Origin of the sequence: Mastigocoleus testarum BC008 (assembly GCF_001456025.1) — a bacterium.
Classification (GTDB): Bacteria; Cyanobacteriota; Cyanobacteriia; order Cyanobacteriales; family Nostocaceae; genus Mastigocoleus; species Mastigocoleus testarum.
In genome coordinates this window covers 1-13,188 of the sequence record NZ_LMTZ01000119.1, presented here as the reverse complement: position 1 = coordinate 13,188, position 13,188 = coordinate 1, and the positions used below count along the sequence as shown (strand labels likewise).

14 protein-coding genes are annotated in these 13,188 nt (G+C 38.1%); 8 read left to right on the top strand and 6 right to left on the bottom strand.

Annotated features, from left to right (window positions below):
- Positions 1-47 precede the first annotated feature (47 nt).
- From BC008_RS30725 to BC008_RS30715, 3 genes are all read right to left on the bottom strand, one after another.
- The gene (locus BC008_RS30725; RefSeq protein ID WP_027846389.1) at positions 48-626 is read right to left on the bottom strand and encodes a TetR/AcrR family transcriptional regulator; all 579 of its coding nucleotides are present in this window, start codon (positions 624-626) and stop codon (positions 48-50) included.
- Positions 627-711: 85 nt separating this feature from the next.
- A complete protein-coding gene (locus BC008_RS30720; protein ID WP_027846390.1) occupies positions 712-981 on the bottom strand; it encodes a hypothetical protein in 270 nt (89 codons plus the stop codon).
- Positions 982-1,127: 146 nt separating this feature from the next.
- Positions 1,128-1,310, bottom strand: a complete 183-nt coding sequence (locus tag BC008_RS30715; protein ID WP_027846391.1) for a hypothetical protein — start codon at positions 1,308-1,310, stop codon at positions 1,128-1,130.
- A 59-nt stretch (positions 1,311-1,369) separates the two neighbouring features.
- On the opposite strand from BC008_RS30715, the gene BC008_RS30710 reads away from it, so the two are divergent.
- On the top strand, positions 1,370-2,842 hold the full coding sequence (locus tag BC008_RS30710) for an RNA-guided endonuclease InsQ/TnpB family protein (protein ID WP_235595849.1): 1,473 nt from the start codon (positions 1,370-1,372) through the stop codon (positions 2,840-2,842).
- A 43-nt stretch (positions 2,843-2,885) separates the two neighbouring features.
- On the opposite strand, the gene BC008_RS30705 is transcribed toward BC008_RS30710, so the two are convergent.
- Positions 2,886-3,416, bottom strand: coding sequence for a P-loop NTPase family protein (locus BC008_RS30705; protein ID WP_027846986.1), 531 nt, complete (start codon positions 3,414-3,416; stop codon positions 2,886-2,888).
- A 543-nt stretch (positions 3,417-3,959) separates the two neighbouring features.
- On the opposite strand from BC008_RS30705, the gene BC008_RS30700 reads away from it, so the two are divergent.
- The 5 genes from BC008_RS30700 to BC008_RS30680 all read left to right on the top strand — a co-directional run bounded on the left by BC008_RS30700 (position 3,960) and on the right by BC008_RS30680 (position 8,341).
- Positions 3,960-4,154, top strand: a complete 195-nt coding sequence (locus BC008_RS30700; protein ID WP_153009563.1) for a hypothetical protein — start codon at positions 3,960-3,962, stop codon at positions 4,152-4,154.
- 488 nt (positions 4,155-4,642) lie between these two features.
- Entirely contained in the window at positions 4,643-4,876 is a 234-nt protein-coding gene (locus BC008_RS50795) for a hypothetical protein (protein ID WP_058183518.1), read from the top strand.
- Positions 4,877-4,960: 84 nt separating this feature from the next.
- Positions 4,961-5,221: a hypothetical protein gene (locus BC008_RS30690; RefSeq protein WP_027846829.1), complete on the top strand. Its 261-nt coding sequence runs from the start codon at positions 4,961-4,963 to the stop codon at positions 5,219-5,221.
- Complete coding sequence (locus tag BC008_RS30685; RefSeq protein ID WP_027846828.1) at positions 5,208-6,956, top strand: AAA family ATPase; 1,749 nt, start codon at positions 5,208-5,210, stop codon at positions 6,954-6,956. The genes BC008_RS30690 and BC008_RS30685 overlap by 14 nt, the downstream gene beginning before the upstream one ends.
- 425 nt (positions 6,957-7,381) lie before the next feature.
- The gene (locus tag BC008_RS30680; protein ID WP_027846301.1) at positions 7,382-8,341 is read left to right on the top strand and encodes a class I SAM-dependent methyltransferase; all 960 of its coding nucleotides are present in this window, start codon (positions 7,382-7,384) and stop codon (positions 8,339-8,341) included.
- Positions 8,342-8,698: 357 nt separating this feature from the next.
- On the opposite strand, the gene BC008_RS46895 is transcribed toward BC008_RS30680, so the two are convergent.
- Positions 8,699-8,878: an EAL domain-containing protein gene (locus BC008_RS46895; RefSeq protein WP_235595850.1), complete on the bottom strand. Its 180-nt coding sequence runs from the start codon at positions 8,876-8,878 to the stop codon at positions 8,699-8,701.
- A gap of 26 nt (positions 8,879-8,904) precedes the next feature.
- Positions 8,905-10,236: a PAS domain S-box protein gene (locus BC008_RS30675; RefSeq protein WP_058183519.1), complete on the bottom strand. Its 1,332-nt coding sequence runs from the start codon at positions 10,234-10,236 to the stop codon at positions 8,905-8,907.
- A 210-nt stretch (positions 10,237-10,446) separates the two neighbouring features.
- On the opposite strand from BC008_RS30675, the gene BC008_RS30670 reads away from it, so the two are divergent.
- Both BC008_RS30670 and BC008_RS30665 read left to right on the top strand, forming a co-directional pair.
- Positions 10,447-11,997: an FAD-dependent monooxygenase family protein gene (locus BC008_RS30670; RefSeq protein WP_027846299.1), complete on the top strand. Its 1,551-nt coding sequence runs from the start codon at positions 10,447-10,449 to the stop codon at positions 11,995-11,997.
- A gap of 121 nt (positions 11,998-12,118) precedes the next feature.
- Positions 12,119-12,829: a hypothetical protein gene (locus BC008_RS30665; protein WP_027846298.1), complete on the top strand. Its 711-nt coding sequence runs from the start codon at positions 12,119-12,121 to the stop codon at positions 12,827-12,829.
- Positions 12,830-13,188: the final 359 nt, after the last annotated feature.

Below are 13,188 nucleotides of genomic sequence, written 5' to 3'. Positions count from 1 at the left end.
GATGGTAACACGTTAAAAAAAATCAAAGATTAGTTTTTCCTGAGAAATTAGACTTTGATAAACTGCATTAATTGTTCTATTACCTGGTGGAACTGGTCAGAACCTCCTCGAACCCGAGCAACTAACATACCCCCTTCCAGCAATCCAAAAATCAAACTAGCTGTGGTCTGTACATCTTCATCAATGCGAAAACTACCATCAGCACGACCATCATTCAGTAGAGTTACTAGCCGTTCCTCGTTAGCTTCATAGAAACAGCGAACCCGCTCTACTAATGGATGATTTAAGGTTTTTAGTTCAGCCCCTAGCATCGCACACAGGCAAACTTTATCCCGATCGCCACTACTAAGGGTAGTTTCAAACAGTCCGCAATAACGCCTTAATTTAACTTCGGGTGTATCGCTAGAAGCAAGAATACCATCCACCATCCGTAGAAAGCGATCGCTATAACGATCTAGCAGAGCAGCCAACAAATCATCCTTTCGAGGAAAATGTGTGTGGATACTTGCCTTACGAATCCCTACGCTGTTACTAATATCTTGATAGCTCATGCAATTTACGCCAAGACGTTGAATTAACTCTTGAGCTACATCCAGAATTAGGGTTTTGGTATCTGTCTGTTTCATGAATTTATTTTTCTAACATTACTATCCTACTAGTAGGTAGGAAGATTTGTCAAATATTACAATCTAACTGCAGTTCATGATGATTTTATTCCGGTGAAGTTTCCGTATCAGTCCAAAAAATAGCAGAAGCATCACGATTCTCAGTGTAGATTTTCTGAACTATAGGACCAAAATAACCACTTTGAATCAAAGTATTTAAGCACCATAAAACTAAAGGTACACTCACAATAATCGTTGCAAACATCAAAAACCTAGATTTACTTTTCTTCATGTAGATAACTGATAGTAGCAAACCAAGCCACACAGCCCACCAATCTTCAGACTTATAAAGAGGTGACCATTTTGTTCTATTCATCACCTGAAACGCTTAAGACCCTAATAATTTAATGTTTATTCCAGGATACTACCAGAAATTAGCGAGAAGTTGAGAGCCCCTGAGTTTTAACCAGGGGATGTACGCTAAAGCGCACCACTTCAGTGGGGAAAACTGAACGGTAGGATTCATCCTGCCGTCTTTCTTATCCATTGTTCTATCATTTCGCTCACACTTACACCTTGTTCTTTAGCTTTAACTTGTAACAATTCCCAGGCTGTAGGGGTAAATGCAAGCGTGTGCTTCTTCTTCACTTCGTCATAAATATAGGGAGTATTTTTTAAACCCTTCTGACCTTTTCTTATTGACATTTTTAGCTATGCCGTATAACCTAGGTATAGATTAGCAAAGGCAAGGAGGTGAGTCAACTTTGTACAAAACAATTCCGGTTAACGGTAATTTTAATGACTGGGAGAATGATTACTGGGCTGACCAGTGTCGCAACGCTAACAGTTTAATTAATTGTGCAATCTACTATGTCAAGCAAAAACATTACGCTGCTCTGGCTGAGATGGATAATTCACGATCCTTGTATTGGCGAGGTGACGAGTTGCGTAATGGGTGGAAAACCTATCAATGCAAAGACATAAGTTACGCGAAGCTTTGTGCTGACCTAAAGGAAAATCCACACTATAAAGCACTAGCAGCACAAGCAGCACAACAAACATTAAAGTCTGTTGGTGAGTCTATAACCTCTTATAACGGGTTGGTAAGGGCTTATTACAAGGGAGAAGTTAATAGACCTAGGTTGCTTAGATACCGTAAGGCTGGAGGATTGGCGGCTGTAACATTTCCCGCACAAGCACTGGCTTACAAAGATGGACGAGTTTACCCATCTGTGAGTAAAGAAACCAAGCCACATTTAATCGACCAGATATCCTTTTGCTTACCAGAGTTCATTGATTTTGACTGGGTAAAGGAAGTAACAATACGCCCTAACCTGGGTGAATTCTGGATCGATTGGGTTATTGATGACGGCAAGCAGCCCATAACTCATAACCCTAACCTTGATTATTCCCAAGCCTGGAGTTATGACCACGGTGGGTCTAATTGGTTAACAGGTATCTCAACTCAAGGGAAAAGCTTAATTGTCAATGGTCGTAAGCTTAGATCGATGAACCAGGGCTACTGCCGTTTAATTGCCAAGTACAAGCAAGGTAAGTCAGATTTTTACTGGGATGCCAACCTTGACAGAGTGCAACGCAAACGTAACAACCAAATGAGAGATGCCATCAACAAAGCTGCTAGATTTATTGTTAGCCGCTGTTTGGATGATGGTATTGGCAATTTGATTATTGGCTGGAACGACGGACAGAAGCAGCGTTCTAAGATGAGTAAGCGCAGTAATCAAAATTTTGTTCTAATCCCAACAGGGAGATTGATTGAGCGCTTAAAACAATTTTGCCCAGAGTATGGAATAGTTTTAACAATCACTGAAGAGTCTTACACATCCAAGGCATCATTTTTAGATAATGACTCCTTACCGAGATATGGTGAAAAACCCAAGAACTGGAAGCCCTCGGGAACAAGAGTTAAGCGCGGATTGTATAAAACTGGCTCATGTTTTTTGATTAATGCTGATTGCAATGGTGCTGCGAATATTGCAAGAAAAGTAGCCGCACAGTTAGATCTAGATCTAACCAAGGTGGTTAGGGGAGCTTTGACACTCCCACAACGTTATGACTTATTTAATGATTTAACTAAATCGTATCGTAAGCGTTGTCTAAGCCGGACGCTATCCGAGAAACTCACAATTGTTGAAGACGTCTCGCACTCACAACAGTTGCGTAGTCCGGATTCCATCCGACGTAGCAACATCAGCTTAGAATCCCCCGTGTTTTAACCGGGGGAGATGTCAATTACTGAACATCCACAAAGATTAATTGTTATGAACTGGTTTTCCTATTAATAAAATTATCAATAAAATTCTTAAGCTCTTTTACTGAAGATATATGATACACCGACTTGTATTCAGACATTCCTGCAAGTTTTTTGCTAAATTCAGGTGTCCATAGTTTGGGAGAATTTCGCAGATTTACCCAACTTGTAATGGTACTTTGTATCATTGGACTTTTATCAGGCCAACCTTCAGGTTTGAAAAGAGGACTTTTAAATAATCTTTTTGTTACCCACCAATAATGAACTCTTAGGGGAAGATCGATATAAATTAAGGTATCAGCTTCAGATAACCGTTCTCTAAATGTTGCGATCGTACCTAAGCCATCTATTATCCAAGCTTCAGATTTTAAGATTTCATTATGCTTTTGTAAGTAAATATTTTCGGCAACTTTTTCGCCTCCAGTAAGATACTCAATTTTATCTAGCTGGTACAAAGGAATACCGGTAGCTACAGATAAGTTTTTACTAAATGTTGATTTTCCACCACCTGGCTTACCAAATACTGCGACTTTTTTCATTTGTGGTAGTTTGATGGGTTACACATACTTACTACTTCTCCATCAGGCAATAATCACTAATAATCATTGATAACCATTAAATCTTATATTCTGCATTTTAAAGTGTCACATTAGGAACCTTAAATTTTTAAGATAGCTTGATTAAACCTGTAGTCATAACTTGTCAACATAGATTGGATATATTAGTCAACACAAAGAAAAAATCAAAACGATTCCACTCAATTTAAAACTTGCTATTTCAAACATTTCACCAAAATTCATAATCGGAACTGACAAAACTTTCGGCTAAAGCTCATAAGCATGCAACGCAGGGGTAATACAATACCACATATTGATGATATTTCGATGATTTAAAGTATTATTAGATATAAAAAAACTCATAATTTCATAGATAGAAAAAAAATTAAAGTTTTCAACAATATTTTAATTATGATTTGACGATCAATGTATACAGCAAATAAGCTATAGTAAATATACGTGTTATTTTAATTCAATAAATACTTGGAATATTTTGGAAAAGGGGAAAAGGGGGCAAAAACTGATGTGTCACTTTATTTTTGGCTAGAAAATAACTTTCGACTCGACCCTTGGAGTACTGACTATCAACCTCCCATTGAAATACAGGAACTCTCTTCATCTGAGAGTGAGGTCGACCATAGTGTAGAGGAAACAAACTGGAGTGATTTCAGTAAGAAAAGGGTTCCACCCGAATTACCAAAAAAAACTAGTTTTTATTGATGGTCGTCGCCGTATGGATGCAGCCTTATACTAAATCTGGGTTAATTACCTCTTTTCAGAATGAGAGAGGGAAGTGTGGCTCTCAAGGGTAGGTTTTTTGGTATTGCAGAAATAGTTGAGAAAATTATCAACTGCTTAACGTGGTTTGGTCGTTTCAGGATTTAAACATCGCCTAAAACGTCCAAAAAATGACCAAATACGAAATACCTACCCTTGAGAGGGGAAGTGTGGGAGGAAATCCCAAAAAATATAAAGGGGTTTTAAGAATCGAATTTGGTATTAGTCGGTGGTAGTGGAAACACTGTAAATTATGTGTCTTTGGTACTATTGCTGTTGGTGCAGTAGTTGTAGATAGAAATAGACATACAGCTAAATGCGATCGCATTTTAGTCCATCGCATTTTAGGATTTGGAGGTAACCAAAAAGCACCAAAAGAAACATTTATTCCCTGTCCATGGGGAAATAAAGCAGAATTGGTTTACCTACCAGTGAAACCGCATTTGGATAATAAACCAGAAATCCGCAGAAAGCTGGTACAAACGGAAATGCTAAATTGGTTAGGGAGAAATGCACCTTCAACCGCAGAAGCTTTAATGCGTCGTTTGTGGAGTATTTGCGAGGAAATCGGTCACTTAAAAGCAGAAGAAGAAAAAGGATTTAATTTAGTTGAAGCAGAACCTGGACGTCCGGCTAAAGTTGAATTTATATCTATTCCTTGTTAGAAACCTTTAAAAGTCATTGAACGTAATGAAGATAATTTAGAAGAAACTTTAGAAGCTCAAGGGGAACATCCAGGATTTTTAAAAGTGGTTGTAAAACTAAATATTTCCAAAATGGGTTTAGCAGAAATGGTACGTAAGCTTTGTCCCCAAGCTTTGATTGTTGAACCTAGCTACCCAAAAGTTGAACCAAAAAAACGAGTTGAATTGCAAGAAGACTATAAATTCGATGCTGTCAAAGAATTCCAGAATTATTATTCCTATACCAAAGGGATAGAAGAAGTACCAACAGCAGTTTTAGAAGCATTTAAACAATTACATCAGGAGATGAACAATGCGATCACTTGAATTAGAATTAGAAAATTTCACCAGTTTTCGTTCTCGTCAAACTTTAGATTTTTCCAAACTGGACTTATTCGCAATTACAGGACCGACGGGTGCGGGTAAAACTTCCCTACTAGATGCTATTACATTTGCACTTTACGGTAATGTGCCGCGTTTCGGTAAGAATGCAAAAGCTAGTCAAATAGTGAGTCAATGTAGGGATAATCTTAAAGTTAGTTTTCGATTTGAGGTGCCAGAGGTAGAATATAGAGTCACTCGAACTTGGTATAACTGCGGTAAAACCGCAAAAAATGATGTTGTGTTGGAGAAACTAAATCATGATAAGTGGGAAAAGTTAGAGATTAAAGAAAAAGCTGTCACCAAGCGGGTAGAAGAAATCTTGGGAATGGACTTTAAAAAGTTCACACGGATCATTTTATTACCCCAAGGTAAGCTTGATAGGTTTATCAAAGGAAGAAAAGATAAGCGTCGTGCAATATTACGAAAATTAGCTGGTTTTGAAGTTTTTGAAAGGACGCGAAAGCAAGCTAGCGAAAAAGCAAAAATATTTAGAGGTAAATATAAAATCCTAGAAAATCAGCAAAATGATTTAGAAATACCTAGCGATTCTGAAATTACAGAGAAAAAGCAGAACTTAATAGCAATTGAAAAGGAAACACCTCTGTTAACAGAAAAAGTATTAAAAGCACAACAGGAATTAGATCGAGCAGAGAAATTATTTGAAAATATTAAACGTCTGTCTCAATTACAAAATGATTTAAGTAAACTGTGTGTTAAAGATAGAGAAATTGAGAATTTGATATTGCAATTACAACAAGTGCAAGCAGCTGACCAAATTAAGGATAATTATGCTTTGCTAAAAGCAGCAAGAGATGAGGATAAAAAAGCTCAAGCTGCTGTTATTTCAGTAGAAAAATACTTAAACCAAGCTCAACAGGAATTAGAAAAACACAAGCAAAAACTCGAACAAATAAAAGTCCATCAGCAAAAAATAGCACCTCAAATAAAAATACGAGAAGAAGCTCTCAAATCTGCCGAAAATTACGAACAACAAAGACAACAATATCAGGGAAAACTAGAAAGGAATAAGAAAAATCAGTCAACGAGACAAGAAAATTTATTCAAACTAGAGAAATCATTAGAACAGACTGAAATTAAATTGCAAGATACTCAAAAACAAGCCGAAAAAGCTGAATTAGCAAAGAAAAAAGACCTAGCTGCAATATTTATCCAAGCCGAACAAATTTTAGAAGCTGACAGAAATGCTCATAAAACAGCATTATTGGAATATTACGACGTAAACCAAGAAGTAGAACGTCGGGAAAAACAATTACAGGAAGTTGAAATCAAACTTCACGAGCTTACCGGTGGTAAAACTTGTGCGGACTTAAAAGCTGAATTAGAAAAAGATAAACAAAAGCTTGAAAAACAACTCCAAAAAGCTAACGAATCTTATCAAGTTGCTGATAAAACAGTAATTCAGTACGAAACAAAGGATAAAGAAGCGAGTAAATCCGCAGAAGAAACAGCCATCAGAAAGTCAGAATTAGAACAAAATTGGCAAGCTGCACTTGTCAGTTCTGAATTTACTGAAGAAAGTTTTAAGCATGCCCTGGATAATTCCAAGCATCAAAAAACCTGGCAAAAACAAATCGCAGACTACAACAATCAAAAAGTTAAACTAGAAGTAGCTTACTTTTGGATGAGGGATTTGGTACTTTGGATGGAGAAACATTAGAAACTGTTCACCAAATTCTAGAATCTTTACGACAACAAGATAAATTAATTGGGATCATCACCCATGTTAAATAACTAGGAGAGCGATTGCCTCAAGTGAAGGTCGTAAATTCCAGAAGGTTCAAAATTAGAAGTAGTACTCCACCACATAAGTTCTGAGGGTTTTGTAGTTGGGCTATGTCCTGATGGACACGCTAACGCTAATAGCCCCGGTAAAGTCTTGATATTAAAGCGCTAAAGCGCTACTACGAACCTTAATTTACCTATCAAAATTAATGTGGTGTAGTAGTAGAAGCATTTTAATCATTAGGGCGCACGTTGGTGCGCCCCTACAAGTAAAGAATTATTTTTTCAATTGTTGTTTGAATATTCCCATGAATCTCAATCTTAAAATAAGGGAGTTGTCTTGCTGTTACGATTTAATTGATGAACGCAAAACTTAAACCTGACTGGGCTGGTGAAGACTTGCTATCGCGCTGCGTCAACTTAATGATCCAGACCAAACCAATCTATGCCCTGATGAAACATCAAGCAAGGCAAGTAATAATAAAAACTGCCGAGAAGAAGGGTGTTCCCTGGCGGGAAAACTACGAAAAATTCCAAGCATCGGGAATCAAAGAAAAGTTAGGGGAAGTTATAAACCCAGATGTAGTTTACCCAGATTACTATCAAGTACCTTTCCACGCTTACCCTGAAGGTAACCTGTGCTGGAAAGCTGCTTTTGAAGCTCCCAGCGCTACCTATTCAATGGGATTGAGAGTTTGGCCAAAAGAAAAAGATTTGACTTGGGAAGTTGCTCAAGAGCGATTGAGATCGAGTTTCCATCAGGTTCTAGCAAATTCAAAATATCATCCCCCGCAAGTTAAAGATATTTTAGATATTGGTTGTTCGGTGGGTATTTCGACTTTGACCTTACATCGCTACTATCAAGATAAGCAAACCGATGCCGTTCGTACAGTTGGCTTAGATCTATCCCCTTATATGCTAGCCGTTGCCAAAGAAATAGATGTTAAAGGTGAAATATCTCAATGGTTGCACGCCCGAGCAGAAAACACAGGACTTCCAGATGATTCCTTTGACTTAGTAACTCTACAATTTGTCACCCACGAACTCCCTGGAACTGCTAGCAAGCAAATTTTTCAAGAAGTTTTACGTTTGTTGCGTCCGGGTGGTTGTATTGCTTTGGTAGATAATAACCCCAAGTCTCCCGTAATTCAAAACCTCCCACCGGTACTGTTTACATTAATGAAAAGTACAGAACCTTGGAGCGATGATTATTACACCTTTGATATTGAGGAAACATTACACTCGGTTGGTTTTAAAGAGCCAGTAACAGTTGCAAGCGATCCCCGACATCGAACAATTATCGCCAAAAAACCCAACTGATAACGCTACGCGGAAGTAAGGAGTAAGAAGTAATGTTAGCGCCTAGCGTAAGCGTACCGGTTTGGACGCGTCTAAAGACGAATGCACGCGTCTGACGACGTTAGCGCAGCAAGAGGCTTTGTCGTCGCCGAATCCGTAAGGTGACGTAGTCATAGGCTCTGCCGTAAGGCTTAACCGCAAGGTAGCAGTTCCGTAGGTAGCGCAGCTATAGCTAGAGACTCTGCCGTCGCCATAAAAGCTCTAGGTATTGCGCATAGTAATGAGTTTCTATCCCCAATCCCCAGTCGCTATATGCCGCAAGGTGGCACGCAGTGCTATCCCCAATCCCCAGTTATTGGTTACCTGTTTGCTGTTTCCTTATATCCAAGGTTTTGGCTGTGCAACAGCAAATCCTTGGATATAATCAACACCAATATTTTGTAGCATATGAATAGTTTGTATATTCTCAATATTTTCCGCAATGGTTTCTAAACCCATCACATGTCCAACATGGTTAATAGATTCCACAATTGCATAGGTTGTGGGATCTTGGGAAATATCTCTAATGAATTTTCCATCAATTTTCAGGAAATCAACAGGTAAGTATCCAAACAGCGTTTTAAGTCATCTGGATGAACACCCTCTGTCCAGCCATCACCCATTTCTTGTTCTAAAGTGCGTCCAGTAAAATCCAGCCATCCCTTGCTCAAATAGTCACAAAATTTATCTGCTCTCGAACTCCAAATCAAAACAGGTGCAGCGTCAGCCATTCGCCGAAAACGTTGCTCGCTTTCCTGAAGAGCTTTTTCTGCAATATTACGTTCTGTAACATCAGTCATAACAGCTAATGAACGGACAATTTGACCAGTTTCATCCTTTTGGGCGATTGCACTAAGTAAAATATCAATGACCTTACCATTTTTACAAACCATTTGATAAGGAATATCTATACAAATACCATTTTGTAAATATTCTGGAAATTTTTGTTGTGCGTATTGTTGTGATTTCTGAGTTAGGAATTCAAGATATTTACGTCCTATAACTTCGTGATGTTCATAGCCAAGATTGTGCAACCACATATTACTAACACTGACCAGTTCCCCTTTAATATTTATTGAATGCAGCATTACTGGGGTATTCTCATATAGGTGCTGATAGCATGCGGCACTTCTTCTCCACAATTTTGTTCTCAAGTCAACTAAGCTTTCCAAATGATGTTGATATTGCCGTAATTCTTCATCAGTTTGTTTGCGTACCAGAAAATTAGTAAAGATTTCACGAACTAACTTCAAATCTCGTTCGGTAATAATCCCAGCCGAGTATATATTTATCCCTTGATTTTCAATGATTACTACACAACTCACCTGATTTTTTAACATTAAACTAACTGCGGTGATGATAGTTGCGTTAGAAGAAACAGTAACCACTTCTCCAGTCATTGATTCTTCTACCGTTCTTAGCCGTAATAAATCAGTTGACTGCATCGTTGCGCGAATACTTTCTGGTGTGACGGTTCCCATCAAATTCCCTTGTTTGTCAAGTATGGGAAGGTGACGTATGCGATGGATACGGAAGAAATTTATTACCGCAAGGGAAGAATCTATATGATGAAACAGGAGAGTCTTAACGGGGGAACTCATAACCCGATTAACTGGAGTACCCTCGAAATCAAGATTTTGGACTGCAAGACGAACAATGTCACGTTCGGTAAGAATACCTCGAAGTTCGCCATCACCCATAACCAGCGCATAACTATAACGTTTTTGAGTCGATTTTTCTTCCAGTATCGAAGATTTTCGTAACCTGGGTAGGGAACCTTGATTCATTCTCAAAACGACTTCAGCTACAGTCGTTTCCAATGATATGCAAGGCGGATTAACATCAATAGCAACTCTCAAGCTATCAGATTGACTCATGATTTACTCATGAAACTTACACATGAATATACATCACGTTCTCAAATTTATATATTAATGTGAATTATATTAGGTAATTTGATTGATGTTTAATACTGAGTTTACTTTTTAGTTTAGTTGGAAAATAACATTTATATTGGCAGATGTTGCAGTTAGAAGATTCAGTTAGCGTAGGATAAAAATAAGTAAACTTACTTAACAAAAACTAATATGACTTTAACAGAAGAAGTTCTCAAGACATTACCAGGCGATATTTTAGGAAAGTTACGCCAAGGCGATCGCGTATTAAAATCCATCAGGGAAGGTAGCGCACCCGTGCCAATGGTAGTGAAGGAAAATCCACATCCCTTAGAACAAGTAAGCTGGGATGTTGTGATTTCTGGTGGCACATTAGGCATTTTAATCGGTTGTGCTTTAGTTATGCAAGGTTGGCGAGTAGCGATAATTGAACGCGGTACTTTACAAGGTAGAGAGCAGGAGTGGAATATATCTCGCCAGGAATTAGAAGTATTTTTACAATTAAATTTACTCACTAAGGAAGAATTGGAAACAGCTATCGTTACCGAATACAATCCAGCAAGGGTTGGCTTTCAAGGTAGTCCAGATATTTGGGTTAAAGGGGTTCTTAATATTGGGGTGTACCCGGTGTACTTACTAGAAACCTTAAAACAAAAGTTTTTAAAGGCTGGAGGAAAATTGTTTGAAAGTACATCTTTTGTCGATGCTGTAGTTCATCCCAATGGCGTCAATGTTAACAATCAATTTAAAACCAGGCTATTGATAGATGCGATGGGACATTTTTCACCTATTGCACAGCAAGCTCGGAAGGGAAAGAAACCGGATGCAATTTGTTTAGTAGTGGGAAGTTGTGCTGAAGGTTTTCCGGAAAACAAGACCGGCGACTTGTTTGTATCTTTTACCCCCGTGCAAAAACAGTGTCAGTACTTTTGGGAGGCTTTTCCAGCCAAGGATGGTAGAACGACCTACATGTTTACCTATATGGATACAAATCCCCAACGTCAGAGTTTAGAGACGCTATATGAGGATTATCTACGCCTGATGCCAGAATATCAGAGTGTAAAATTGTCGCAATTGAAATTTAAGCGGGCGCTATTTGGCTTTTTCCCTTCCTATCGTCAAAGTCCCCTCAGAACACCTTGGGATCGAATTTTACCGATAGGGGATAGTAGTGGAAGTCAATCTCCCCTAAGCTTTGGGGGTTTTGGGGCTATGGTGCGTCATCTACCGCGTTTGGCTTCAGGAATTGAAGAAGCATTGCAAACAGAACAACTATCAGCCAAAGGCTTAAAACTATTACAACCTTATCAGCCAAGCTTAACAGTAACTTGGTTATTTCAAAAAGCAATGAGTGTGGGTGCAAATCAAAAAATTAACCCCGAACAAATCAACCAATTACTATCAGTTGTTTTTCAAAGGATGGAAAAACTAGGTGAATCTGTACTCAAACCTTTTTTGCAAGATATAGTCCAGTTTAGTGCCCTTACAAAAAGTTTACTTACTATCGGAATATTTCATCCCAAATTGGTATTGCAAATTTTTCCTCAAGTGGGTTTGGGAGCTTTATTACATTGGATAATACATTATATCAACTTAGGGGTTTATTCGGTTTTATTTAAACTAAGTTTGATGTTAAAACCCTTATTGAACAGTTTACCGGGAGTCCCCAAATATTACTTGGGTCGTTGGTTTGATGCTTGGAAATATGGCTCGGGAAGTGATTATCATTTGGATAGTAAATGATTCACAATTAGGTTAACTATCTTTGCAAATATATATAGTTAATAAAGATGTAAAACTTTATCAAAAAAATACTGCAAAATTCTCATTGTTAGCCTATAAATATAAGAAACAATAAAATCAAATGGCAGATAAAGAATCTCAAGGAATAAAATATTTTGCAGTATTAACTGGTTTATTGCGGGAACGTCAGGGTTTCTTAGAGGAAATCCGTCAGGGACACAGATTAATGATTAAGATAACTTCTTTATTAGTCTGTAGTTCCTTGTTTTTAGCTATATATGGTGGAATTATTGGAGCTTATCATAGCTGGATGCAAGCCTTAGCATCAGCAGTAAAATTACCCGCATTGTATTTAATTACTTTAATAATTTGTTTGCCTACTTTGTTTTTTGCCAATATTATTTTTGGCTCTAAACGAAGCTTTGGTCAATACTTTGCTTTGGTCATGACTGCGATCGCAATCACTAGCGTCTTGCTATTTAGTTTTGCACCAATAACGCTATTTTTTATGATTAGCACCAGCAATTACCAATTCCTAATCTTATTAAATGTAATTCTGTTTGCAATTACTGGGTTAATAGGTATATTGTTTTTGTACAAATCAGCAAAAATAGTTATAGAACAGGAAGGGGAAGGAAGTAATACCCGCAGTAAAATCATTCAATACTGGTTATTTCTTTATGCATTTGTTGGGAGTCAATTAGGTTGGACATTGAGACCATTTTTTGGTACTCCAGGTTCTCCATTTCAATTATTCCGTGAAAAGGAAGGAAATTTTTATCTAAGTATTATCCAAGCTATGGCATATCTCTTTGGAATACATAATTTATAATTCGTAGTTCGTAGTGACACGCATCCTGACGGACGAACGTAATGTGTCCTATTGTACGCGACGGAGCCGTTTGTTGACGCAGCTACGCTGAACACCGTCAGGTGCGGGCTAACGGACACGCAATACCTATAGCTGCGCTACCCACGGGTCCGGTACGCTGTCGCTAGGCGCTAACGTAATTTGTACGCGCTGCACAAACTTAATTTATTTCCTTTTCTATTAATTATTACCTATTACCCATTACCTATTACCCATTACCTATTACCTATTTACCGTATCCGCTCAGTAAGTCGGGGTAAGAAGAAAAAAGAAGAAGGAACAAAAGTAGAGCATGTGTCGTAGAATATGACCCATGACGC

Bases quoted from the DNA above. Each gene is read 5' to 3' on its own strand.
- BC008_RS30725 (WP_027846389.1), bottom strand. From the start codon at position 626: ATGAAACAGACAGATACCAAAACCCTAATTCTGGATGTAGCTCAAGAG.
- BC008_RS30720 (WP_027846390.1), bottom strand. From the start codon at position 981: ATGAATAGAACAAAATGGTCACCTCTTTATAAGTCTGAAGATTGGTGG.
- BC008_RS30715 (WP_027846391.1), bottom strand. From the start codon at position 1,310: ATGTCAATAAGAAAAGGTCAGAAGGGTTTAAAAAATACTCCCTATATT.
- BC008_RS30705 (WP_027846986.1), bottom strand. From the start codon at position 3,416: ATGAAAAAAGTCGCAGTATTTGGTAAGCCAGGTGGTGGAAAATCAACA.
- BC008_RS30685 (WP_027846828.1), top strand. From the start codon at position 5,208: ATGCGATCACTTGAATTAGAATTAGAAAATTTCACCAGTTTTCGTTCT.
- BC008_RS30680 (WP_027846301.1), top strand. From the start codon at position 7,382: ATGAACGCAAAACTTAAACCTGACTGGGCTGGTGAAGACTTGCTATCG.
- BC008_RS30675 (WP_058183519.1), bottom strand. From the start codon at position 10,236: ATGAGTCAATCTGATAGCTTGAGAGTTGCTATTGATGTTAATCCGCCT.
- BC008_RS30670 (WP_027846299.1), top strand. From the start codon at position 10,447: ATGACTTTAACAGAAGAAGTTCTCAAGACATTACCAGGCGATATTTTA.
- BC008_RS30665 (WP_027846298.1), top strand. From the start codon at position 12,119: ATGGCAGATAAAGAATCTCAAGGAATAAAATATTTTGCAGTATTAACT.